Below are 23,970 nucleotides of genomic sequence, written 5' to 3'. Positions count from 1 at the left end.
CTTAAATAACGCAGCTGGAGCCGATTTAGCACCTGCTCTTGCCAGCCGATGCTGGTGGGCCTACCATCATCTTAGATAAAGCATGTTAGCCACCTAATAGCTAACTTCACAGCACACAATCAATTGCTTATAAGATCCATCGAATGATATCATTCTTGATGGTGAAGGTTACAATTAGTCGGATGTTGTCGTTGAAAAAGCATTAGAAGTAGGGATAGTGATACATTATTTACCCCCCATATAGTCCGAATTTAAAATCAATTGAGCGATTATGGAAGGTCATAAAAAAAATGGAGAAATAACCAATATTTTCCATCGAAAAATAAATTTCGTGCGGCTGTATTGGGACTTTTCGTAAATACTCTACCCACAATCATTCCATAACTACGAACAAGGCTTAGTGATAATTTTCAGGTGCTAAAATTTGTATCTTAATTTCCATTGGGTATACTCCAGCATATTTTGAATGGAATATTCAGTATTTTATTCAAAGGACGAATGGTGATTGGCCTACTTGGCATAGCTAGAGCGATGAAATAGTACGTTCTAATTTAAAGAGTTAGTTATGAGTGAAAGGCCTAGATTTCATACGAAATTAAAAAGGAGAATAAAATGTTCAATAAAAAAATAATATTTCCTTTGTTTTTTTTGGGATATCATTTAGATGTGTTTTCAGAGGAATCATCTTATTATCATGATGTAGAAGTTTGTAGTGTATATGTTAGAAGTTTGATTCTTAGTAGTGACACAGTACAACAAACAGTTAAAGCTAGTGGAATAGTTAAGGAGAAGAGTGGAATTCCTAAAAACACTAACTTTGATGTAGATGTGACTTTTGAAGATTTCAATAATTTCGGACTGATTGATATTAGTGTTTATTATGATTATCCAGAAAGGCATAATATTCCTAGCTCAGAAAATGTAGGGGGGAGAGGCTTCTGGGTAGGGTTTTATAGGTTTAATATTTCGAACGAAATGCTTGAATCATTTGATGTGAATTTAGAAAATTCAAATGAGATAGAATTTAATAAAAAATGGTTATCCCCTCTAAATTACTGTATTTTAAAAGAACGATTTTATAAAGTACAAGGTATTAAACGATTATATTTTTATGAATATATCGAAGGCTCTTTTAAGAAAAGTGATAAATTTATAGTACTTAATGATTATGTTAAGCTCACTGAAGAAAAATTTGATTATAGTCGAGTGATTTTTTACGATAGCAATGGAAAGGAACATAATGGGTGGGTTTTAAGTCAGTATTTATCACTAGTGGATTATGATAAAATATATTGAATTTTTAACCGCTTTAGCTTTTTATATGACCTGTTTACTATAGCAGCCACATAGTTTTCCCTTTAACATCTAAAGGATCTAGGACATTTAAATTGCAGCAATCAGTTTACTAGTACAGTTTTTTTAAACACCTGATTACTTCGAGGCAGTGACCTCTATTTTTTTAAGGATTTAGAACAATTTGATAATTTTTTACCATTTTAAACGTTTTTAGAGCATGAGAATTTTTCTTAATGTTAAGCATAAGTGAGATCTTAAATTTTAACTAATCCACACTAAAAAATCGTTCGTAATTACCAACTTTGCAACTATGTCAAACACTAATTTCAATTTAATACAGCCTATTGATTTTACATAATCGCCTTTTGGAATGATAAGTTCGATGATTTTTTATATAAAAAAGATTTAAAGGTAGAATTAAAATCTTTTTTGCTATATCATACGACAAGAAAATTTATACTGACTAACTGAATATCTGCCTTAAGCAATGTGTAAACACATATTTTGCACAGCTAAGTAAGATAATAAAACATAACAAGGGAAGTTTTGAAACACGCAATAAAGTTTCAAGACTAAAATTTTAAATTTATGAAAATTTCATCATCAAACAAAGCTTCAACTAATAATCGTGTAAAATTTGTTTTTTTAGGTATTATTTCATTAGTTTTAGTTGGATGTGCTGCTCCTAATAAAGAAAAACCCACTGAATTATCCAATTCTCTAAAATCTTCTCAATCAGATTTTGAGTATATGGTTAACAGCTTAGATACACGTAAAAAAGTCCTTGAGCAATATGCTAGCTGGAAAGGTGTAAAATACCGGTTAGGTGGAAGCTCCCGTAAAGGAATTGATTGCTCCGGTTTTGTGCAACTGACATTTAAAGAACAATTTAATGTTACCTTGCCTCGTTCAACATATGAACAAGAACAAATTGGTAAAAAAGTTGCTAATAAAAAAGAACTAGTTAACGGTGATGTGGTTGTTTTTAATGCAGGTTCTACCGGTAGACATGTCGGGATATATATAGGCGATAATAAATTTGTTCATGCTTCAACTTCTCAAGGTGTCATTATTTCCGACATGAATAACTCTTACTGGAAAAATCGCTTCAGAGAAGCGAGACGCGTTCTTAATACTAAAGGAGTTAAATCTGCTTCAAATTTAAATCCTAAAAGTATTAAAGACAAAACTAATAAAGCTTTATTTAACGAAAAAACATCCAAAAACAGTTAATCGTATTTTCTAAAGCATATATTAAGGTTATACTCTATACATAACCTTAATATATATTGGAACAATTATGATAATAAAACTGATATCTACTTTTTATTTCATTTTTCGAGCTAAACAGACTACCTCTTTTATTCTATTCTGCAGTATTTCTTTATCTGCGTTGGCTGGGATAAATACACAAAATAATCCTACTGCCTCAATAGAAGAATCATCCACTTTTAAACCCTTTCATGCCATCAGTTTATTAGGTGATCCTAAATATCCTGCAGAATTTGAGCATTTTGACTATGTTAATATAAATGCCCCTAAAGGAGGGGAGATTATTTTTTCTGCAGTTGGTACTTTTGATAACTTTAATCGATTTGCGTTAAGAGGAGTAGCCGCTCAAAGAAGTGGGGAATTATATGACGCTCTTTTTACTCAATCTTTAGATGATCCGAGCAGTTTTTATCCTCTTATCGCTTCAAAAATTAAAGTTGCAGATGATTTGAGTCAGGCTATAGTAGAACTGAATCCTCAAGCAAGATTTCATGATGATGTTCCTATTAAAGCAACTGATGTACTCTTTACCTTCGATAAATTTAATAACGAGGGTGTGCCACAATTTGCCAAAGCATTTGCTGGAGTTGAACTCGAAATAATTGATGATTTAAGTTTCAGAATTATACTTCCAAGAGCTGATAAAATATTATTGTCCAATTTCCTTACATTAAATATCCTTCCTGAACATTATTGGCAAGACAAAAATTTAGGTGAACCACAAAAAAATCCGCCCATAGGCAGTGGTCCATATAAAATTAGTGAATATAAAATGGGACAATATGTTATCTATGAACGTGTCAAAGGGTATTGGGCTAAAGATTTACCTGTCAATAAAGGCCAATATAATTTTGACAAAATCCGCTATGACTACTATTTGGATGCAAATGTAGCATTTGAAGCCTTCAAAACCGGTGCGTTTGACTTTCAATTGGAATCTAAAGCTAAAAATTGGATCACAGGATATAAAGGGCCTAACTTTGCCAATGGTAACATTATTAAAGTAGAGAGAGAGAATACCATTCCAACATCCACTCAATGGTTTGTTTTTAATATTAATCAACCTAAATTTCAAGATATTCGTGTCAGAGAAGCCATCAGTCATGCTTTTAATTTTGAATTTCTCAATGAAAAGTATTTCTATCAAAGCTATACTCGGGTAAATAGTTTTTTCCAAAACTCTCCTTACAGTGCTCAAGGTAAACCCAGCCAGGAAGAGATTGATATTCTTAAACCGCTCAGTGAACACTTTACTGACAAGGTCTTTGATGAAGCTTTAATTCCGCCCAATAATTATGGTGATCCTTTTTCAAGACAGAATTTATTAAATGCATTAGCTTTACTTAAAGACGCAGGATATGAACTGATTGACGGTAAATTAATAGATCAAAAAACTCATGAGCAGTTGCGTTTTGAACTTCTTAGTTATTCTGGTTCTCCTCTTGAGCATCTAACTCCTTTTGTACAGGCCTTAAATAAAATAGGCATTCAAATGACCATCAAAGAGGTAGATATATCTCAATATGTCAAAAGATTACGCGATAGGGATTATGATATGATAATTAAGAATTACCCTACTCTTCCCTATCCGGATGATTCTTTACTTTATTATTGGCATTCAAGTTTCATTGATTCGACATACAATGCACCCGGTGTTAAAAACCCTGCTATAGATACCCTAATAGATAAAATTATTGAAGCCCAAGGCGACAAAAATCGTCTTGTGATCCTTGGTAGAGCGCTAGATAGAATATTAACATGGCAACACTATATGATTCCCCAATGGTATGCATCTAAAACAAGATTTGCCTATTGGAATAAATTTTCAATGCCGGAAACTTATCCTTCATTAGATATAGGATTAGATACCTGGTGGTTTGATGAAACAAAGGCGCAATCCCTAACAAAATAATATTTAAAAGGCGATACTATGCTTTATTACGTTGTAAAACGGCTATTTTTATTAATACCCACACTTTGGGCAATTATTACATTAAATTTTTTTATTGTACAAATAGCACCTGGTGGGCCAGTCGAGCAAGCGATCGCTAAAATTGAATTGGGTGAAAATGCCATGGATACTCATCAATCTGCTATGAGTAAAATTACTGGCGGACAAAATGATCCTCAGAGTAGCGCATTGGAAAACAGCTACAAAGGCTCTCGTGGACTCGATCCAGAACATATTGAAGCAATAAAAAAACAGTATGGCTTTGATAAACCCATTCATATAAGATACCTTAATATGCTTAAGGATTATGCTCAATTCAATTTCGGTGACAGCCTTTTCAAAAGCGCCTCTGTCATAGAGCTAATAAAAGAAAGACTTCCTGTATCTATTTCTTTAGGTGTATGGAGTACACTCATTATTTATTTTATCTCCATTCCATTAGGGATAAAAAAAGCGTTACAAGAGGGGTCGAAATTTGATTTTTATACAAGCCTAGTGATTATAGCTGGCTCTGCAATACCTGGTTTTCTGTTTGCGATGCTATTAATTGTTCTTTTTGCTGGAGGATCTTTTTTTGAATGGTTCCCTTTAAGAGGACTAAGTAGTTTGCATAGTGAAGAGTGGCCCCTATATAAAAGAGTACTTGACTATTTTCATCACATAACACTCCCTGTGATAGCAACTGTTATAGGTGGTTTTGCAGGACTGACGATGCTCACAAAAAATAGTTTCCTTTCTGAACTCAATAAACAGTATGTAGTGACAGCCAAATCTAAAGGACTTTCATTAAACCAAGTTTTATATGGACATGTTTTTAGAAACGCGATGCTAATTATTATTGCTGGATTTCCAGGCGTATTTATTGGTATGTTTTTTACAGGTTCAGTTTTGATAGAAGTAATATTTTCTTTAAATGGCCTAGGGCTTCTGGGATATGAAGCTACATTACAACGTGATTATCCTGTCATGTTTGGCACACTTTTTATTTTTACGCTACTAGGTCTTTTAGTAAAAATTATCAGTGATCTGACTTATATGTGGATCGATCCTAGAATTACATTTGAAAGGAATAATTAAATGCTGCAACTTAGTCCGATCAATCGTTTGAGAATAAAGCGTTTTAAAAAAAATAAGCGTGGCGTCTACTCTTTATATTTTTTCTTTTTTATCACGTTGATATCTCTTTTTTCTGAATTAATTGCAAATGATAAGCCGCTGATGGTCAATTATGCTAATGAGTGGTATTTTCCTTTTATTAAACCAGTTAATGAAAGTGCTTTTGGTGAGCCGTTTGACTCTCCCGCGAATTTTAATGATCCTTTAATCAGCGAAAAAATTGAGTCTAATGGCTTTATCGTTTGGCCTCCTATCCGTTTTAGTTTTAACACAATCAATTATACCAGTAATAAACCTTTTCCCTCCGCACCTGATTCGACTAATTGGTTGGGTACTGATAATCAAGGGAGAGATGTTCTCTCTCTTCTTTTATATGGATTTAGAATTTCCCTATTATTTGGTATTGCTCTGACTTTAATTTCTAGCTTAATCGGTATAGTGGTTGGGGCATTACAAGGCTATTATGGTGGTTGGATTGATATATTTTCACAACGCTTTATGGAAATTTGGTCAGGTATACCTTCCTTATTTTTAATAATACTACTTGCAAGCGTTGTCGATCCGAGCTTTACCTGGCTTTTAATCATTACCGTCCTCTTTGGTTGGATGGGGCTGGTGGATTTAATACGTGCTGAGTTTTTAAAAGTAAGACAATTTGATTTTGTACGAGCAGCAAGAGCACTTGGCGTTAGTAATATAAGAATAATGCGTAAACACATTTTGCCTAATGCGATGGTTTCAGCATTAACATTCCTCCCCTTTATTTTGACAGGTTCAATAACTACACTCACCTCACTAGATTTTTTAGGGTTTGGTCTACCCTCTTCATATCCCTCCCTTGGTAATCTCTTGCTACAAGGAAAAAATAGCTTAGATGCTCCTTGGTTAGGCATTACTTCCTTTTTATTTTTAGGATCGATTTTGACGTCTCTTGTATTTGTTGGTGAGGCCATAAGAGATGCTTTTAATGTTAACTTATCTTAAGCTATGAGGCGCAAAATGAATTCAAATAGCGATTGTATTTTAGAGTTTAAAAACTTCACTCTCATCACTACTCCAGTTGCGCTAGATGATAATTTAGAGAATCGAGAATCCTTTTTGCACACAGAAACAGAAAAAAAATTAATTAATGGATTGAATCTAAGGCTATATTCTAATGAAGTATTAGGTATTGTAGGCGAATCTGGCTCTGGTAAAAGTCTAAGTGCCCTGAGTGTACTTCAACTTTTACCTTCAGCGTTAGTAAAGAACCAAAGCGGAGAAATTATATTTAATAATAAAAATATCCTCTCAATGAATGAAAACCAACTGAGGCAATTAAGAAGTGAAGACATTGCTATGGTTTTCCAAGAACCTATGGTTGCCCTTAATCCAGTACATACAATAAAAAAACAGCTTTTAGAAGTATTTGATCATCATACTAAACTAAAAAAAATTAATAAATCAGAAAGACTGAGTACACTCATTGAACTTTTACAAAATGTCGGCGTAAAAGATCCTATCAAGCGCTTAGATAATTATCCGCACCAATTTTCTGGTGGTGAACGGCAACGGATTATCATTGCGATGGCTATACTTAGAAATCCTAAAATTCTCATAGCAGATGAGGCGACTACAGCGCTTGATGTAACAACACAAAAACAGATCATTGAATTATTGATGCGGTTAAAGAATGAGTATGGTATGACGCTTATTTTTATTAGCCACAATTTACAATTGGTAAAAAAAATAGCTGATAAAGTCGCGGTCATGTATAAAGGGCAATGTATTGAATATCAAGATACCAAAGCACTATTCCAATCGCCTCATCATAGTTACACCAAAACACTTATCAATTCAAATGCCACAGATGCCACTTTTATTACGCAACAAAAATTGGAAGATAGTAAAAGTCTAATGCAAATTGAAGGGTTGAAGGTAGCTGTGCAAAGTAAAGGCAAATTTTTTCAAAAGTCCTACAAACCGATTTTAAAAGATTTTAACTTAGATATTAAAACAGGACAAAATGTAGGCATAGTGGGCGAATCTGGATCGGGTAAGAGCACTATGGCTTTTGCGATAACTCAACTTATGCCTGCCTCAGGCCAAATTTATTATAAAAATACTGAAATAAGCCAAATGCGTGAGAAAGCATTTAGGCCTTATAGAAAAGAGATCCAACTTGTTTTTCAAGATCCATATTCCTCTTTGAATCCCCAAATGACCATATTTGAAATCATCTCGGAGGGGCTTACAATTCATGAACCCGGACTTTCTTTTTCTGAAAAGAAAGGAAAAATAGAAAAAATAATAGAAGACGTTGGCTTAGACAGGGACTCTATTCATAAATATCCGCATCAATTTTCAGGGGGACAAAGACAACGTATTGCTATTGCTCGCGTTATGGTGCTCAACCCCAAAATAGTGATATTAGATGAACCTACCTCTGCTTTAGATAAAAGTACAGAACAACAAGTTATTAATCTATTAATTTCACTACAAAAAAAACACGACCTTACATATATTATTATCAGCCATGATTTACACCTAATTAAGCAGTTGTGCTCTTTTACTGTGGTACTGAAGGCAGGTGAAATTGTAGAATCCAATGATACTAGGTTAATTTTTGAAAAACCACAAAATTATTATACACAGATGCTGCTTGATGCTGTAATATAAAAGCCTTACTTAAATTGTTACAATAGTGGGCTATTTTCTAGCTCTATTACAATTGTGTTCATTTTTAATCATTTAAACTTCAATAAATTATAACAAATTATTTCTTAAGATTAATAAAAGGGGTATTCACTAAATGGAATGGATTGCAGATCCAACGGCCTGGGCAGGATTAGTTTCTTTAATATTATTAGAAATTGTCCTTGGAATCGATAATCTTATCTTTATTGCCATTCTTTCAGAAAAAGTGCCAAAACATCAACGCGACAAAGCAAGAATTATGGGTCTAAGCTTAGCTTTAATAATGCGTGTTGGTCTACTTTTTGGAATTTCATGGTTAGCTAGCCTAACCACCCCTCTTTTCACCCTTTTTGGTCATACATTTAATGCCCGTGACTTAATTCTAATTACAGGGGGGCTATTTTTGCTTTTTAAAGCGACGATGGAGCTAAATAGCAAATTAGAAGGTGAAGATCATCACTCGGGAGAAACAAGAAAAACAACTAAATTTTGGGTTGTAGTAACACAGATTGTAATATTAGATGCTGTATTTTCATTAGATTCTGTTATCACAGCGATAGGCATGGTAGAAGAAATCAGTATAATGATCATTGCTGTGTCAGTTGCTATAGGTTTGATGCTATTAGCGAGTAAACCGCTTACCCGATTTGTAAATAAGCACCCGACCTTAGTAATATTATGCTTAAGTTTCTTATTAATGATAGGTTTTAGCTTGGTAGCTGAAGGATTTGGTGTGAAAATTCCTAAAGGCTATTTATATGCAGCAATTGCTTTCTCTTTAATCATAGAGCTCTTTAACCAAATCGCGTCATTTAATCGAAAAAAATCTTTTTTTAAGAATAAAGCACTTAGAGAAAAAACAGCTCAAGCTGTACTCAATCTTCTGCATGGTAAAGATGTAGACGAAAATGACATAAATTCTGAAAAGGATACAAGTAGTACGTCTAATAAAGAGATATCCACGCAGGCTTCTATTGATGCTTTTAACCAACAAGAAAGATTAATGGTTGGGCAAATCTTAAAATTACATGAACGCACAGTCTCTAGTATTATGACAATAAGACAGCATATTAATTATGCGCATTTAACTGATACAGAAAGTGAACTATATGAATTATTAAGAAAACAACCTCATACGCGCTTGATAGTTAAAAAATCACCTCAGATTGATGAGCCATCAGGTATTGTGCATGTCATCGATGTTTTATTACAAAAATTAAATGATCATCCTTTGCGCCTTGATGATATTCTGCAAAAACCCTTGGTATTCCCTGAAAATTTAACTCTTCTAAGTGCTTTAGATCAATTTAGACAAGCTAAAACACATTTTGCGTTTGTTGCAAATGAATTCGGGACAGTTGAGGGTATCGTTACACTAACAGACATAATGGAAACAATCGCAGGGGAATTTCCTACGGCCGCAGAAGATATAGATGAAAGGCGCCAAATAACTCAAGATAACGATGGATCAATTTTAGTTTCAGCATTACTGCCAATTGAAGATTTATTACAAAAAATTTATATCAATTTACCTAAAAAACGGGAATATACCACAATAGGTGGCTTAATCATGGAAGATATTGGGTCAATTCCCAAAGAAGGAGATGCCATTATTATTGATAAATACTCCTTCACCATTACTAAAATGCAAGGGTATAAAATTGATCAAGTTAGAATTTTACCTTTAGACGATAACGAAGAATAGTAGCTGATCGCTCATCAGTTTAGACTGTAGATTGACATATACTTTGAATCTATACTTTGCTCATTTTTTATGACGACTAGAAATATAAGAAAATGAGCAAAGACAAGCAGTAAAAAACGCAAAGAATTATTTAAACGTATATGCAAACGTAGTATGGCTGGAGATAGGTTCGATGATACTTGTTGGCATTTTCACCCATTCATGATTGTGAAAAATCTTGCAAAAACACTTAACCAAAGCTTCATATAGAAGCTTCAATATAAGAACTGCGTCTACCTTTTAGCATGGTAGACTTAACAAAATCGAAGAGAATTGATATATAGGCTTCATTCTTTTGTGTAAAAAGAGTAATTTGTTGCTTGAGTAATGTCAATAAACGCCAAAGAGCTGAACAGTAAGGAGCATTGAGTATATGGGTTTAAAAGGTGCAGCTCTAAAAAATGTTAACAAAAAAATGTATTATTTTGACTCACTCTGCTCTGCCCTTTAACAAAAAAAACAAATAAAAACAAATAAAAACAAATACTTATACAGGCATATTCATTATCTCTTGATAAGCTTGAACAATTCTATTCCTCACTTGGACTGTTAACTGCATTCCTACGCTTGCCTTTTGTAAATCAATCATGACCGCAGTCAAATCAATCCCTGGCTCACCTCTTTCGAACGCTTCAGCTTGTGCTCTTGAGCTATTTTGTGCTGCACTGACTTTGTCTAAGGCGCTAGATAAAAAAGAGGCAAATTCTACTGGTTGGGCAGTAAAATTTTCTAAAACACCCTGCGTGTTTATTGGCGTAGGGTTTGAAATAGTGTTCATTTGATTTAGCACATTATTTATAGAGGGTATTGCCACAATTAGTCTCCTTTGAGAAGTGTTTACAAAATATACTTAGGTTGATCATAGCATGAAAAAAAACTTTTGAAATTAATTGAACACTTAGTTCAAGTTAATTCAAGTAATATACAAAATAAAGCTGTTAGAATCCTCAAAAGAATGTTTCATATATTACAAAAAATAATTTTTTTTTACAAGACTAACCGTTATTTTTAAGATAAACTACATAAATATTTTTAAAATTATGATGTTATAGTTAAACAAGTAAGTAATGTTATGTAAATTAATTAGAAATATTTCTTTGCAGTTTTACTCATTTAACTGCATAATAAGAAGGATTATTGAATTTTAATGTACATGATAATACTTACATATTTGTTGATACAGCCTCAAGAGGTATACTTTGATTACTACAGTTAAAGGTAATGCTACTCACCTTGTAATAGCTAAGAAGGAAATACTATGAACGCGCCAGTACAAGGTGAATCAAAATTTAGCATTAAAGAATTCTTTAATAAAATAAAAAATAGTCCAGTTCTACTCCTTGCAATTGTTGCTTCAATAGCAATTGCAATAGTTGTTTCTTTACTTTTATGGGCAAGAAGTCCAAGCTTTGATGTGTTATTTAGCAACATAGAAGCAAGAGACGGAGGAACAATTGTACAACAACTAGAACAAATGAATATCCCTTATCAATTAGCAGATAATGGAGCCACGATACTTGTTCCATCTGAAAAAGTTTTTGATACGCGTCTTAAACTTGCCCAACAAGGTCTTCCTCAAGGAGGGACTGTTGGTTTTGAGTTATTAGACAAAGATACATTTGGTATTAGTCAATTCGCAGAGCAAGTCAATTATCAAAGAGCCTTAGAAGGTGAACTGGCCAGAACAATTCAATCCCTTAATTCAGTAGTTAGTGCTCGAGTGCATCTTGCAATACCTAAACCATCTCTTTTTGTAAGAGAGCAAACCAATCCTAGTGCTTCAATTACTGTAAAATTACACAACGGTAGAGTACTTGAAGAAACTCAAATAAATGCAATTGTTTATCTTGTCTCTAGTAGTGTGGCGAAATTAAATCCTGATGATGTAACTATTGTTGACCAAAATGGTCGTCTGCTGACCAATCGTTCTTCCTCTTTAGGCCTTGCAGGCAATGCAGAACAACTCAGAATCATTGAAGAAAATGAACAGCGCCTCAAAAGAAACATTGAAAACATTTTGGCTCCTGTTGTAGGTAATGGTAATGTCAGGGCTCAGGTGACCTTGGATATGGATTTTGCTATCATGGAATATACCCAAGAAAATTATGGTCCAAACCAGCCCCCTAATAATGAACCGGCCGTCAGATCAAGACAAATCAGCCAGAATAATTCAGCTGATGCCAACGCGACTGCCGTAGGTGTACCTGGGGCATTAACGAATCAGGCAAATCCTGTTGCTACTGCGCCAATTGAACCCAATAACCCGACTGCGCCTGCGAACCAGCCTCAACCTCCAGGTGTTACTGATTTAACAAATGGAGATAACAGTAGTTCAACTGTACTTAGAAAAGATGAAACCATAAACTTTGAAGTCGATAGAACAATTCGTCACTCGAAAGAACAGGTTGGCAAAATTCAGAGAATTACTGTTGCGGTTGTTGTCAACTATTTGCAAGATGAAGAAGGTGAATTTGTTCCTTTAACGCCTGAACAAAGAACTGAAATCGAAAATTTGGTCAAGCAGGCGGTTGGATTTGATGAACAAAGACCTAGACCTGATAGTTTAACGATTGTTAATACTAAATTCGCTAATCTTGATCCTGTTGAAACTGCTATCCCAATTTGGCAGCAACAACGTTTTATCGATCTAGCTATAACTATTTTGAAATATTTATTAGTTCTCATCGTTGCATTCATCTTGTGGCGTAAATTGGTTAAACCATTCATTGCGCGTAAAACGGAAGAGCAAGAGGCTAATAAAACTGACGCTAGCAGAGGTGACAGTGATGATGAAGATGAAAATGTAATTATCAATCCAACGTCTGATGGTAGTGAGGCTATCGTTCTGCAAAAAATTAGTGGAGGTTTAACTTCTGGTCCTCTCTCTTCTGCTGATTTTAACGGTCTAACGAGTGAAGATTTAGTCAGACATAAACGCTCACAACAACGTGTCACTACGGAAGTTAAAATTCAAAGAATTCGTGATCTTGCTGACAAAGATCCACGTGTGGTTGCTTTAGTTGTACGTCAATGGATATCAAACAATGAGTGAATTAACAGGAATAGATAAAAGTGCTATTTTATTAATGACTTTAGGTGAAAATCGAGCAGCTGAAGTCTTCAAACACCTTTCTTCGAACGAAGTTCAGGAAATCAGTGCAAGAATAATAACTATGCAACAAATTTCTCAAAAACAGTTAAACCAAGTTCTTAACCAGTTTGAGGATGATGTTGAACAATATGCTGCTCTTAGTGTAAATGCTGGTGATTATCTGAAACAAGTGCTTAATAAGTCACTTGGCGAAGAAAAAGCTGCGAATATTCTTGATGATATATTACAAAGTAGTGAAACAAATGGCATGGATACATTGAACTTTATGGATCCTAACTCTGCTGCTGAATTAATAGCTGATGAACATCCACAAATCATATCTACTATTTTAGTTCACCTTAAAAGAAGCCAAGCCGCAGACATCCTTGCTCTATTTGATGACAGATTGCGTCATGATGTAATGTTAAGAATAGCCACATTTGGTGGTGTACAGCCCAGCGCCCTTTCTGAATTAACCGAGGTGTTGAATAGTCAATTAATGGGACAAAATGTAAAAAGAAGCAAAATGGGTGGTGTACGTACTGCCGCTGAAATTATTAACTACTTCAAGAAAAATCAGCATGACGCCGTTATCGAAGCATTGCAATCTTTTGATGGAGAATTAGCACAAAAAATTATTGATGAAATGTTTCTATTCAAAGATCTTATTAAAGTTGATGACCGAAGTATCCAACGCATACTTCAAGATGTCGAAGGTGAGTCATTACTTGTGGCACTTAAAGGTTCTGATGAAGATCTTCGAGAAAAATTCCTCAAAAATATGTCTTCACGTGCAGCAGAAATCCTACGCGATGACTTGAACAACAGAGGCCCTGTCAGAATGTCTCAGGTAGACACAGAACAAAAAGCTATTTTGATGATTGTAAGGCGTCTTGCAGAAAGTGGTGAAATCAATGTAGGTGGAAGTGAGGACGACTATGTCTAATAGCCAATCTTGGTCACCATGGCATTTAGAAGATTTTAATGCTAATGCAACAGATGCGGCTTCAAACTATGCTCAAAAATTAATTGAGATAGAATCACTAAAAGAGGAATTACAAAAGGAACGTGCAAATTTTCAATCTTCATGTGAATCATTGATAGTTGATGAATTAAAAAAAGCTTACGAAGAAGGTTTTGCAAAAGGACTTTCTGAAGGAGAATCACAAGGATATTTAAATGGACAGCAGAAAGCTGAAGAGGAAGCAGCAATCAAACAAGATCAGTTTGTAGAAAAAATTGAAAACCTATTTTCTCAATTTAATAAACTGATTGATAATACAAACAATTTATTACCTGAAAAGATGTTAATTATTTCGCTTGCAGCCGCAAAATCACTCATTGGAAATAAAATTGATGAATTGCAAGGTGAATTAAGTGAAAAAATAATGGATGAATTAGAGAAACTGCCATTGGCTCCTAGACAGCTAACTTTAAGAATAAATCCTAATGACTGGACGTTCATTCAAGGGAGTATTACTCAGTTATTTGCCCAAAATAATTGGAAAATGATCAAAGACGATTCTTTAGTGAAAAGTGGTTTTATCATTGAAACTGATACTCAGGAGATCGATGCTACCCTTGAAAGTAAATGGCAAGAAATAATTAAACTTTCAGAAGGCATATTTCTCCATGATAAATAATAATCTTTCTTGTTTGGAGTCATTGTCGAGCTCATCGGAACGATTAGCTAAAGAAATTATGGCACTTCCAAAAGTAAATTATTATGGAAAACTGATCAGAGCTGCAGGATTAGTACTTGAAGCAACCGGTCTGATGCTTCCCCTTGGGGCGTCATGCAGGGTAGAAAGAGATAGAAGTTTATACTCTACTGACGTTGAATGCGAAGTGGTTGGATTCAATGATGAGCGTTTATACCTTATGCCTTTAGTAGAGATGGATGGTGTTGAATTGGGTGCTAAAATATGCCCAGTTTATGATGAAAATCATAAAATTGCGATAAAGAAATTGCCTATTGGTGAAGGCTTGTTAGGCAGAGTAATTGATGCTTCAGGTCAACCACTAGATGGGCTAGGCAAGATTAATAACATTGAAATGACCATGTTAAATAATCCCCCGATAAACCCATTAGATAGACAATCTATCAGAAATATATTAGATGTAGGAGTCAGAGCGATCAACTCTCTTTTGACTGTTGGAAGAGGGCAAAGAATGGGACTTTTTGCTGGTTCAGGAGTAGGCAAAAGTGTGCTATTAGGCATGATGTCTCGATTCACTACTGCAGATGTAATCGTTGTTGGACTCATAGGTGAACGTGGGCGAGAAGTGAAAAGTTTTATTGAAGATATCTTAGGAGAAGAAGGATTAAGACGTGCCGTTGTGGTGGCAGCCCCTGCTGATGTTTCTGCAGTGCTAAGATTGCAAGGAGCGAATTATGCGACACGTATTGCTGAATCTTTTCGTGATAAAGGACTCAATGTACTACTTATCATGGACTCTTTGACTCGTTACGCCATGGCTCAGAGGGAAATTGCCCTTGCGATAGGAGAACCTCCTGCAACTAAAGGCTATCCGCCCTCAGTTTTTGCTAAGTTGCCTGCGCTCGTTGAACGAGCTGGGAATTCAAAAGATGAGAAAGGATCAATTACCGCTTTTTATACTGTATTGACTGAGGGCGATGATCAACAAGACCCTATTGCCGACTCAGCAAGAGCAATACTAGATGGGCATATTGTTTTGTCCAGATATTTAGCAGAAGCTGGGCACTATCCTGCGATTGATATTGAAGCATCCATAAGCCGAGCGATGACAGATTTGATAGATGATGAACATTTACGTAAAACGATGAAATTTAAACGTTTACTCTCTTCTTTTCAAAGGAATAGAGACTTAATCAATGTAGGTGCATATGCACCAGGAAGCGATCCTATATTAGATGAAGCCATAAAATTATACCCGAAGATGCAAGAATTTTTACAACAAGGGATTAATAAACAAGCAGACTTAGAATACTCATTGAATGAATTTAACGAGCTCATGCCTTAAGAAATAGGTGCGAGACTTATGGCTAAACAATCAAAATTTAAATTATTAAAAAATTTAGCAGATGAAGAACTAAGTCAAGCACTTGAAAATTTAGGTAAAGCAAGACTTAATTATGCAGCAGGCGAGAAACAACTTCTTGACTTAATTGAATACAAAGAAGATTACAGAACACAATTAAGTCAGATGCTAAAATCAGGAATAACAACAAATACTTGGGATAATTTTGAGCGTTTTATAGATTCAATGGATAAAGCCATACTACAACAACGTAGGGTATTGGTCGAATTAGATAATAAAGTAAAGTTAGCAATTGAAAACTGGCAAGAAAAAAACAAAAAAGTCAATAGTTTCGATATTCTTGTTAAACGTGAAGCAATTTTGCAACAAGCAAAAGAACAAAAAATTGAACAAAAGTTAATGGATGAATATAGTGCTCGTAGCCCTAGGAGAAATTTGTGAATAATGCAATTTTGTTAAATCTAGTGACTCAAAAACCTGAAATAGCTTCAGTAAGTTCATTTATAACAGATAATGAAATTACTACTGAATTCAATAAAATACTTGATGAAAAAAATGAACTACTTGTAGCACCTAATGATAAAAGCAACAATAAAGAAATTATATCTAATAAGATATCTAAGCAAAATGAAACTGATTCAGAGCCAGTTAACCCTATTGCTGAAGTGTTATCTTTAATATTAGGCATTGTAAACTCAAATAGTAATCAAGCGAATGAAAATACAGAAGCGCTAGGACAAATAAACACATCCCTTTCTTCTGAAGGCCTAGCGCAATTCTCATTAACTCTATCTGAATTAATAAGCTCTTTAGAAAACGCAGCAGGGACTGATAGAGTTCAAAACATACTTACTAAAATTAACAACATGTTTAATGAATTACATCTGAGTGAACCTCAATTAGATTTTGTTTTAACAAAGCTCAATTTAAAAGAGTTAAACGAATTAGTAGGCTCTTTTATTGAATCTAGCATAGTTGATGCAGAAGCGCTAAAAATGAGAGTGGAAAATGAATTAACACATTTTGATCAATTAATTAAGCAAGATAGTAACTCTCGTCTAGAGTGGAGGTTGGATTTAAAAGCCATTAGTGTAGATAATGAGAATATAAAATCAAGTAATCCACTTGAACTATTCACAAAGGGCTCATTACCCGAAAGTGAGATTCAATCACTAGAAGGGTTGTCTAAATCATTAAATTCACTGATTCAATTTGTTAATATTCAAAAAGAGGCATCACATCACCTTCAATCTATTGTGAAATCATCAAATAACTCATTTGAAGCAAACGGTTCATTAGATGATAGCAATGGCATTGAATCTTTATTGTTAAATAACGACATGGTCAATTTAAACGATAGCGATGCCTTTATTAAACACATTAATGAACAAATTGAACTGGCTAAATTCAGCTCAGCACTCTCTGCAAATAGTCAAAAAAGCTTGGGGATTGAATTAAACCATTTTAATACATTAACCAATACAGTCACTGAAAATAATTCACAGTTGAGTGCAAATGTAGCGGATAACGTAAATAGAACTTATCAAGGTCAACTAACTACACAATTTGGAACAGATGCTTGGCAAGCAGCGCTAAAACAGCAGATTTTATTTTTTATCAAAAATGGCATTCAAAACGCTGAATTAAGGCTCCATCCCCAAGAATTAGGTGTAATACATATTCAAATGTCTTTGGATGATAATTTAGTTAAATTGCAACTTTTTTCAGGGAATGCCCAAGTTAGGCACACAATGGAAAGCGCACTTGGTTCACTAAAAGAGTCGTTTAGTGAACAAGGATATGATTTATCAGACAGCTTTGTAGGTTTTTCAGAGTCTGAAAACCAAGCTGATGAAAATGAACTCGCTAAAACTACATTTACTGATTTAAAACGTAAAGAAGAAATAATTCAAAATACAGAAGAAGTACTACAAGAAAACCACAATGCACCCCATAGAATGAAAAGTCGTTCTGCGGGTGTAGATAATTTCATTTAATTAACAAAAGGCATACGGAAAATGGCTGATTCAAAATCAAGTAAAAAACTTATTACTATCTTACTCATTGTAATCATTTTGTTAGTAGGTGGTGGGGCTGGTGGCTATTTCTTTTTAATCAAAGGCAAAGCACCTGCAGAAGGTCATGCAGCAGTTCCTCCTCCCCCTGCACTACCTATTTTTTTAGAATTAGAACCAACGACAATCAATTTACAACCTGAAGTCGAAGGCGACGACCATGTACTTTATGTAGCTATCAGTTTAGAGTTAGAAACAGATGATGACAGAAAAAATTTATTCAACTATCTTCCTGAAGTGAATACAAGAATTTTATATTTGATTTCGTCAAAAACTAAAACTGAACTTAAAACATTAGAGGGGAAACTTAAGCTGGCAGAAGAGATGAAAACTATTTTGACACAGCCTGTTCACCCTCAACTTCCGCCAAATAAAATTAAAAATATTTCTTTCAATAAATTTATTTTAAGATAATTTGGTTTGTAATTTGTATTTACTTAGATAGCTTTAGCTACTGACATTTACTTTAATTGAGTTAATTTTTTAACTGGAATCAGATACTAATTATGACTGATGATATTCTTTCACAAGAAGAGATAGATGCCCTTCTAGGCGGTGGTAAACCTGCTGAAGAAAAAAATGCAGACAATGCAAAAGATACAAACTCTAAAGGGATCAAGAAATATGATCCCGCCACACAACGCAGAGTGGTTAGAGAAAGATTACAAGCATTGGAAATTATCAATGAACGGTTTGTAAGGCAACTTAGGATTGTTTATTTTAATTTATTCAGACGAAGCCCAGAGATCACATTGGGTCCATTAAAAACTATGCCCTATCATGAGTTTGCTAAGAACCTACCGGTTCCTACAAACTTAAACTTGGTGAACTTAAAACCTTTGCGCGGTTCTACCCTCTTTGTTTTTTCACCAAGTTTAGTTTTTATTGCTGTTGATAACTTATTTGGTGGTGATGGACGATTTCCTACTCGAGTTGAAGGACGTGAATTTACACCGACAGAACAGCGAGTTATTAAGCGCTTATTAAAATTGGCTCTAGAAGCGTATAGTGATTGCTGGTCGGCTGTTTATAAAATTGAACCTGAATTTGTTCGTTCTGAATCACAAATCAAATTCACAAATATTACTTCCTCGCCTAATGATATTGTCGTTACGACTGACTTTAATATCGAGTTGGGCAATGCTATGGGGGAATTTAGTATATGTATTCCTTTTGCTATGATAGAACCCATAAGAGAGTTGCTGAAAAATCCTCCTTTGGAAAATTCCCAAAGTGAAGATGAGCTTTTTAAGTTACAAATGAAAACTGAACTTAAATCATCTAAAGTGGAATTAAACGTAGATTTTGTCAATATACCTATCAGAGTAAATGATATCCTAACACTTAAAAAGGGGGATATCCTGCCAATTGATAAACCAGATTTGCTCACGGCATATATTGACGGTGTGCCCGTACTAACTGGCAAATATGGTAATCATAATGGACAATATGCCATCAAGGTTCAAGATATGATGGACTCCGTACTCAAAAAATATATTTTATAAGACTAGAGGATAGATAAATGAACGATGTAACTGATGTGAATGACAACGAAAAAAATGATGAAATAGACGCTGCGTCAGCTGAAGATCTTTGGGCTGATGCCTTTGCTGAGCAAGGTGAAACAGAATCTTCTGAGGAAACTGCACAATCTCACAATGACAAAGACCCGTTTGGACAACTTGAACAGAATTCAGCACCGCAGCATTCAAAAGACTTAGATTTAATAATGGACATTCCAGTAAAAATGACTGTCCAACTTGGCAAAACAAAAATGGCCATTAAAGATCTATTAAATTTATCTCAAGGCTCAGTGGTTCCTTTAGATGGTCTTGCAGGTGAACCTTTAGATATCCTAATTAATGGATATTTAATTGCTCAAGGTGAAGTTGTTGTTGTGGATGATAAATATGGTATCCGTATAACAGATATTATTACACCATCAGAAAGAATGCGCAGACTCAATAAAAGCTAGATATTATGTCAAACAAAACCATTGACATCGAAGCAGTAAATAGCACCGTATTGACTGTTCCTGAAAGTAGCAATAAGACACCTAGTTTTTCTGATGCTTATTATTCTTTATTTTTAGTGCTTGGCTTTATCATTGTGCTTGCTTTGATTGTAAAAAAGATGGGAGCGAATAATCGTTTTAAAAAGTCAAAGCATCTTACAATCATTGATTCTATTTCGGTGGGTACTAAAGAGAAAGTGGTTATCATCAAAAAAAATGATACCCTACTTACTCTCGGTGTGACCTCATCTCAAATTACTCTTTTAGATAAAAGCGATATTAGCTCAGAAGATAAAAGTCCTTTACCGGCTGATAATGAGCAGGTAAGGGAAAGCCAAAATGCTACCATAGGAAAGTTAGGTGAATCTTTTAAAAACACCCTTGACCAAATGATCAATAAAAAGTCAAAATAATTTATTGAAATAAAATAGTTATCATACATTTTAGAGTGGCTCATGCTAAAACTAATCCGATTATTTATTTTACCACTCATTTCCTTTACGCCCCTCTTTGCGTTTGCGGAATTACCGGGTGTTATTGTTAAGAATCTCCCCTCAGGCGATCAGAGCTGGTCTGTATCAGTTCAAACTTTAGTTCTATTAACCTCTCTTAGCTTTTTGCCAGCGGTTATTCTGATGATGACTAGCTTTACTCGAATAATCATCGTATTAGGACTATTGAGAAATGCCTTAGGCACACCATCGGCCCCGTCGAATCAAATTTTAATTGGCCTTTCGCTATTTCTCTCATTTTTTATCATGTCTCCTATTCTAGATAAAATATATAATGAAGCTTACCTTCCTTATAGTAATGAAACACTCAGTGGAGAGGAGGCTTTTGCGAAAGGTATGGCTCCTATGCGCGAATTTATGCTTTACCAAACACGTGAAACGGATATTGCGTTATTTGCAAAAATAAGTAATCAACCTGCTTTTAAAACACCTGATGATATACCGCTGCGTGTCCTGCTGCCAGCTTTTGTCGCCAGTGAATTAAAAACGGCATTCCAAATTGGTTTCACCATATTTATACCTTTTCTTATCATAGACTTAGTCGTTGCGAGTGTATTAATGTCACTCGGTATGATGATGGTACCTCCCGCGACTATCTCCTTACCCTTTAAATTAATGTTATTTGTTTTGGTTGATGGCTGGCAATTATTGTTAGGCTCTCTAGCCCAAAGCTTTTTTAGTTAGCTGAGAATAAAGAGGTTTAGAATGACTCCTGAATTAGTTACCACGATGGGCACAGAAGCAATGAAAGTTGCTTTATCAATCTCTGCGCCTCTTTTACTGACAGCACTGTTTGTGGGACTTATCATTAGCTTGTTGCAAGCAGCTACCCAAGTCAATGAAATGACGCTTTCATTTATACCTAAAATTATTGCAGTCTGCTTCATGGCAATTTTTGCAGGTCCATGGATGTTAGAATATTTCATGGACTATATGAAAGCTTTATTTAATAATTTACCCTATATCATTGGCTAACCATATGAAGAACTGTCTAGCATGATGACTTTTGACAGTAGCCAACTTATCAGTTGGATAAGTTACTATTTTTTCCCTTTTGTACGAATACTGGCCTTAATTGCTGCATCTCCTGTGTTTAATGAAAAACAATTTCCCAATCGGGTGAAAATTGGATTAGCAGCATTAACTACCTTTATTATCACTCCACATATTCCCCTCAATGACACGCCACTGTTAGAACCGCTCAGTTTCTGGTTATTAATCCAGCAAATTTTAATTGGGGTAATGATGGGGCTAATGTTGCAATTAGCTTTCGTATCGATAAGAATTGCAGGAGAGCTTATTGGTCTACAGATGGGATTATCATTTGCTGTGTTTTTCGATCCGTCTGGCGGTCCTAATATGCCTGTTCTAGCTAGGTTTTTAAATATTCTGGCTATATTGCTTTTTTTAACCTTTCAGGGCCATTTATGGCTATTTAGTATGTTAGTCGACAGTTTTAGCATACTGCCTATCTCTACCAACCAGTTAAATGCAGATGGTCTTATTATATTGGTCAAAGCAGGTACAAACATGTTTGTACACGGTTTATTGTTTGCTTTGCCTTTGATTGCTGTGTTGTTGTTAATGAACATCACAATGGGGATCTTAAACAGAATGACCCCTCAACTATCAGTTTTCGTCGTAGGATTTCCTCTGAGCTTATTTATGGGAATTTATGTGCTTGGTCTTTTACTTCCACAAATTGTGCCATTCTTTGAATCTTTATTTGCGGATTTTTTCCTACTATTACAAGCTATGCTATCTGCTTTGGCTATAAACTAAACGTTGCTTTACGCATGAGTGGATTTTAACTCAACTGATTCAGTACGCAATACCAAATCTTAGTTTGTAAAATGAGTTACTTTTTTGGGATATTAGAAAAAATCCTAAGTAACTAACCTAGGATTTAGTTTAACAGGATTTAGTTTAACAGGATTTAGATTAACAAAGTTTCAGGTTACCCTATGATTTGTAAACCTGTCTCTGCTTCTTCAAAAATCAACGCGGCAGAATTTAAACAGTACCTCTTAAAGGTAGGCGCAGGACCATCATCAAACACATGACCTAAATGCGCATCACAAGCATTACAGCGTATTTCAATGCGTAGTCGTGTCAAGGAGTGATCTTCTAGATATTTTACTGCCTCAGGTGTTACCGTTTCAAAAAAACTAGGCCACCCACACCCTGCATCAAATTTGCTTGAAGAATTAAATAAGGGCCTTTTACAACAAATGCAAATATAGCGGCCTTTTCGCTCTTCATTAAGTAATTTACCTGTAAAAGGCCTTTCAGTACCTGCTTTTTGAGTAATATCATACTGTAACTGAGTTAGATGACTCAAGTCTAACCTATTTTCTTCATTTGCCATACACATATCCTCTGGTAAAAGTTCTATCTAAATTGCAATCGGGGCTTTTATGATCGGATGAGGCTCATACCCCACTATTTCAAAGTCGTCAAATTGATACTCAAATATAGAGGGAGGTTTACGATGTATTTTAAGCATTGGTAAAGCTTTAGGTGCACGTGACAACTGCAATTTAGCTTGGTCAATGTGGTTAGAATAGAGATGAGTATCTCCTCCTGTCCAAACAAAATCACCTACACCGAGATGACATTGTGCGGCAATCATGTGGATTAAAAGGGCATAACTGGCAATATTAAACGGTAATCCTAAAAAGACGTCACAAGAACGTTGGTATAATTGACAGGATAACTTACCATCTGCAACATAAAATTGGAAAAGTGCATGACAAGGGGCTAATGCCATTTTATTTAATTCACCTACATTCCAAGCCGAAACAATGATTCGCCTTGAATTAGGGTCTTTATTGATTAAATCAATTGCCGCAGATATTTGATCGATATGTCCACCATCAGTTGTTGGCCAAGAACGCCATTGGTGTCCATAAATAGGTCCTAAATCACCCGATTCATCTGCCCACTCGTCCCAAATTTTCACACCATGTTCAGTTAAATACTGAATGTTAGTTTCCCCGTTTAAGAACCACAAAAGTTCATGAATAATGGAACGAAGATGACAAGCTTTAGTAGTAACTAAAGGGAAGCCCTTAGATAAATCAAAACGCATTTGGTGCCCAAAAATTGAGTAGGTGCCAGTACCAGTTCTGTCGTCCTTAAACGTGCCTTCATCAAGAATTTTTTGCATTAAATCTAAATAGACTTGCATACTGATATC

At 34.9% G+C, this 23,970-nt stretch carries 22 protein-coding genes and 1 pseudogene; 20 read left to right on the top strand and 3 right to left on the bottom strand.

Going from position 1 to position 23,970, the window contains the following annotated elements:
• Window positions 1-612 precede the first annotated feature (612 nt).
• The 7 genes and pseudogenes from ACFFIT_RS08050 (at window position 613) to ACFFIT_RS08020 (ending at window position 10,016) form a co-directional block, all read left to right on the top strand.
• The gene (locus ACFFIT_RS08050) at window positions 613-1,296 is read left to right on the top strand and encodes a hypothetical protein (protein ID WP_385877140.1); all 684 of its coding nucleotides are present in this window, start codon (window positions 613-615) and stop codon (window positions 1,294-1,296) included.
• A 588-nt stretch (window positions 1,297-1,884) separates the two neighbouring features.
• A pseudogene (gene mepS, locus ACFFIT_RS08045) lies at window positions 1,885-2,430 on the top strand (bifunctional murein DD-endopeptidase/murein LD-carboxypeptidase); the annotation flags it as partial.
• A 166-nt stretch (window positions 2,431-2,596) separates the two neighbouring features.
• Entirely contained in the window at window positions 2,597-4,480 is a 1,884-nt protein-coding gene (locus tag ACFFIT_RS08040; protein WP_385877139.1) for an extracellular solute-binding protein, read from the top strand.
• A gap of 18 nt (window positions 4,481-4,498) precedes the next feature.
• Window positions 4,499-5,596: a microcin C ABC transporter permease YejB gene (locus ACFFIT_RS08035; RefSeq protein WP_385877138.1), complete on the top strand. Its 1,098-nt coding sequence runs from the start codon at window positions 4,499-4,501 to the stop codon at window positions 5,594-5,596.
• Complete coding sequence (locus tag ACFFIT_RS08030) at window positions 5,597-6,619, top strand: ABC transporter permease (protein ID WP_385877137.1); 1,023 nt, start codon at window positions 5,597-5,599, stop codon at window positions 6,617-6,619.
• 15 nt (window positions 6,620-6,634) lie between these two features.
• The gene (locus ACFFIT_RS08025) at window positions 6,635-8,293 is read left to right on the top strand and encodes a dipeptide ABC transporter ATP-binding protein (RefSeq protein WP_385877136.1); all 1,659 of its coding nucleotides are present in this window, start codon (window positions 6,635-6,637) and stop codon (window positions 8,291-8,293) included.
• Between the two features lie 133 nt (window positions 8,294-8,426).
• Complete coding sequence (locus tag ACFFIT_RS08020) at window positions 8,427-10,016, top strand: TerC family protein (protein ID WP_385877135.1); 1,590 nt, start codon at window positions 8,427-8,429, stop codon at window positions 10,014-10,016.
• A gap of 526 nt (window positions 10,017-10,542) precedes the next feature.
• Here the strand turns inward: ACFFIT_RS08020 and fliE are convergent.
• The gene (gene fliE / locus ACFFIT_RS08015) at window positions 10,543-10,869 is read right to left on the bottom strand and encodes a flagellar hook-basal body complex protein FliE (RefSeq protein WP_385877134.1); all 327 of its coding nucleotides are present in this window, start codon (window positions 10,867-10,869) and stop codon (window positions 10,543-10,545) included.
• Window positions 10,870-11,313: 444 nt separating this feature from the next.
• Between fliE and fliF the strand changes: the two genes are divergently transcribed.
• From fliF to fliR, 13 genes are all read left to right on the top strand, one after another.
• A complete protein-coding gene (gene fliF, locus ACFFIT_RS08010; RefSeq protein WP_385877133.1) occupies window positions 11,314-13,107 on the top strand; it encodes a flagellar basal-body MS-ring/collar protein FliF in 1,794 nt (597 codons plus the stop codon).
• Entirely contained in the window at window positions 13,100-14,092 is a 993-nt protein-coding gene (gene fliG / locus ACFFIT_RS08005) for a flagellar motor switch protein FliG (RefSeq protein ID WP_385877132.1), read from the top strand. The genes fliF and fliG overlap by 8 nt, the downstream gene beginning before the upstream one ends.
• Window positions 14,085-14,789 (top strand): FliH/SctL family protein, encoded by a 705-nt coding sequence (locus tag ACFFIT_RS08000; RefSeq protein ID WP_385877131.1) that lies wholly within the window; start codon window positions 14,085-14,087, stop codon window positions 14,787-14,789. Before fliG ends, ACFFIT_RS08000 begins: the two co-directional genes overlap by 8 nt.
• Window positions 14,779-16,152, top strand: a complete 1,374-nt coding sequence (gene fliI / locus ACFFIT_RS07995) for a flagellar protein export ATPase FliI (protein WP_385877130.1) — start codon at window positions 14,779-14,781, stop codon at window positions 16,150-16,152. Before ACFFIT_RS08000 ends, fliI begins: the two co-directional genes overlap by 11 nt.
• Window positions 16,153-16,170: 18 nt before the next feature.
• Window positions 16,171-16,611 (top strand): flagellar export protein FliJ, encoded by a 441-nt coding sequence (fliJ, locus tag ACFFIT_RS07990; RefSeq protein WP_385877129.1) that lies wholly within the window; start codon window positions 16,171-16,173, stop codon window positions 16,609-16,611.
• Window positions 16,608-18,167, top strand: a complete 1,560-nt coding sequence (locus tag ACFFIT_RS07985; protein WP_385877128.1) for a flagellar hook-length control protein FliK — start codon at window positions 16,608-16,610, stop codon at window positions 18,165-18,167. Before fliJ ends, ACFFIT_RS07985 begins: the two co-directional genes overlap by 4 nt.
• 21 nt (window positions 18,168-18,188) lie before the next feature.
• On the top strand, window positions 18,189-18,659 hold the full coding sequence (gene fliL / locus ACFFIT_RS07980) for a flagellar basal body-associated protein FliL (RefSeq protein ID WP_385877127.1): 471 nt from the start codon (window positions 18,189-18,191) through the stop codon (window positions 18,657-18,659).
• Window positions 18,660-18,751: 92 nt separating this feature from the next.
• Window positions 18,752-19,750: a flagellar motor switch protein FliM gene (gene fliM, locus ACFFIT_RS07975; RefSeq protein WP_385877126.1), complete on the top strand. Its 999-nt coding sequence runs from the start codon at window positions 18,752-18,754 to the stop codon at window positions 19,748-19,750.
• A gap of 35 nt (window positions 19,751-19,785) precedes the next feature.
• Complete coding sequence (gene fliN, locus ACFFIT_RS07970) at window positions 19,786-20,220, top strand: flagellar motor switch protein FliN (RefSeq protein ID WP_385877142.1); 435 nt, start codon at window positions 19,786-19,788, stop codon at window positions 20,218-20,220.
• A gap of 5 nt (window positions 20,221-20,225) precedes the next feature.
• Window positions 20,226-20,672 (top strand): flagellar biosynthetic protein FliO, encoded by a 447-nt coding sequence (fliO, locus tag ACFFIT_RS07965; RefSeq protein WP_385877125.1) that lies wholly within the window; start codon window positions 20,226-20,228, stop codon window positions 20,670-20,672.
• Between the two features lie 42 nt (window positions 20,673-20,714).
• A complete protein-coding gene (fliP, locus tag ACFFIT_RS07960) occupies window positions 20,715-21,455 on the top strand; it encodes a flagellar type III secretion system pore protein FliP (protein ID WP_385877124.1) in 741 nt (246 codons plus the stop codon).
• Between the two features lie 21 nt (window positions 21,456-21,476).
• Window positions 21,477-21,746 carry a flagellar biosynthesis protein FliQ gene (gene fliQ, locus ACFFIT_RS07955; protein ID WP_385877123.1) on the top strand — a complete coding sequence of 90 codons (270 nt, stop codon included), beginning with the start codon at window positions 21,477-21,479 and terminating at the stop codon, window positions 21,744-21,746.
• Between the two features lie 21 nt (window positions 21,747-21,767).
• Window positions 21,768-22,553: a flagellar biosynthetic protein FliR gene (fliR, locus tag ACFFIT_RS07950; protein ID WP_385877122.1), complete on the top strand. Its 786-nt coding sequence runs from the start codon at window positions 21,768-21,770 to the stop codon at window positions 22,551-22,553.
• Between the two features lie 175 nt (window positions 22,554-22,728).
• Here fliR and msrB read toward each other — a convergent pair whose 3' ends face one another.
• Together msrB and thyA are read right to left on the bottom strand one after the other, a co-directional pair.
• Window positions 22,729-23,139 carry a peptide-methionine (R)-S-oxide reductase MsrB gene (gene msrB / locus ACFFIT_RS07945; RefSeq protein ID WP_385877121.1) on the bottom strand — a complete coding sequence of 137 codons (411 nt, stop codon included), beginning with the start codon at window positions 23,137-23,139 and terminating at the stop codon, window positions 22,729-22,731.
• 27 nt (window positions 23,140-23,166) lie between these two features.
• Entirely contained in the window at window positions 23,167-23,961 is a 795-nt protein-coding gene (gene thyA / locus ACFFIT_RS07940) for a thymidylate synthase (RefSeq protein ID WP_385877120.1), read from the bottom strand.
• Window positions 23,962-23,970: the final 9 nt, after the last annotated feature.

Source organism: Thorsellia kenyensis, assembly GCF_042432445.1.
Taxonomy (GTDB): Bacteria; Pseudomonadota; Gammaproteobacteria; order Enterobacterales; family Thorselliaceae; genus Thorsellia; species Thorsellia kenyensis.
Note: the sequence above shows the minus strand (reverse complement) of the source record. Positions and strands in the feature narration are given on the sequence as shown.

What these genes read in the sequence shown, in the direction of transcription:
- ACFFIT_RS08050 (WP_385877140.1), top strand. Translation starts at nt 613, where the DNA reads ATGTTCAATAAAAAAATAATATTTCCTTTGTTTTTTTTGGGATATCAT.
- ACFFIT_RS08040 (WP_385877139.1), top strand. Translation starts at nt 2,597, where the DNA reads ATGATAATAAAACTGATATCTACTTTTTATTTCATTTTTCGAGCTAAA.
- ACFFIT_RS08035 (WP_385877138.1), top strand. Translation starts at nt 4,499, where the DNA reads ATGCTTTATTACGTTGTAAAACGGCTATTTTTATTAATACCCACACTT.
- ACFFIT_RS08030 (WP_385877137.1), top strand. Translation starts at nt 5,597, where the DNA reads ATGCTGCAACTTAGTCCGATCAATCGTTTGAGAATAAAGCGTTTTAAA.
- ACFFIT_RS08025 (WP_385877136.1), top strand. Translation starts at nt 6,635, where the DNA reads ATGAATTCAAATAGCGATTGTATTTTAGAGTTTAAAAACTTCACTCTC.
- ACFFIT_RS08020 (WP_385877135.1), top strand. Translation starts at nt 8,427, where the DNA reads ATGGAATGGATTGCAGATCCAACGGCCTGGGCAGGATTAGTTTCTTTA.
- fliF (WP_385877133.1), top strand. Translation starts at nt 11,314, where the DNA reads ATGAACGCGCCAGTACAAGGTGAATCAAAATTTAGCATTAAAGAATTC.
- fliG (WP_385877132.1), top strand. Translation starts at nt 13,100, where the DNA reads ATGAGTGAATTAACAGGAATAGATAAAAGTGCTATTTTATTAATGACT.
- ACFFIT_RS08000 (WP_385877131.1), top strand. Translation starts at nt 14,085, where the DNA reads ATGTCTAATAGCCAATCTTGGTCACCATGGCATTTAGAAGATTTTAAT.
- fliI (WP_385877130.1), top strand. Translation starts at nt 14,779, where the DNA reads ATGATAAATAATAATCTTTCTTGTTTGGAGTCATTGTCGAGCTCATCG.
- fliJ (WP_385877129.1), top strand. Translation starts at nt 16,171, where the DNA reads ATGGCTAAACAATCAAAATTTAAATTATTAAAAAATTTAGCAGATGAA.
- fliL (WP_385877127.1), top strand. Translation starts at nt 18,189, where the DNA reads ATGGCTGATTCAAAATCAAGTAAAAAACTTATTACTATCTTACTCATT.
- fliM (WP_385877126.1), top strand. Translation starts at nt 18,752, where the DNA reads ATGACTGATGATATTCTTTCACAAGAAGAGATAGATGCCCTTCTAGGC.
- fliO (WP_385877125.1), top strand. Translation starts at nt 20,226, where the DNA reads ATGTCAAACAAAACCATTGACATCGAAGCAGTAAATAGCACCGTATTG.
- fliP (WP_385877124.1), top strand. Translation starts at nt 20,715, where the DNA reads ATGCTAAAACTAATCCGATTATTTATTTTACCACTCATTTCCTTTACG.
- fliQ (WP_385877123.1), top strand. Translation starts at nt 21,477, where the DNA reads ATGACTCCTGAATTAGTTACCACGATGGGCACAGAAGCAATGAAAGTT.
- fliR (WP_385877122.1), top strand. Translation starts at nt 21,768, where the DNA reads ATGATGACTTTTGACAGTAGCCAACTTATCAGTTGGATAAGTTACTAT.
- msrB (WP_385877121.1), bottom strand. Translation starts at nt 23,139, where the DNA reads ATGGCAAATGAAGAAAATAGGTTAGACTTGAGTCATCTAACTCAGTTA.
- thyA (WP_385877120.1), bottom strand. Translation starts at nt 23,961, where the DNA reads ATGCAAGTCTATTTAGATTTAATGCAAAAAATTCTTGATGAAGGCACG.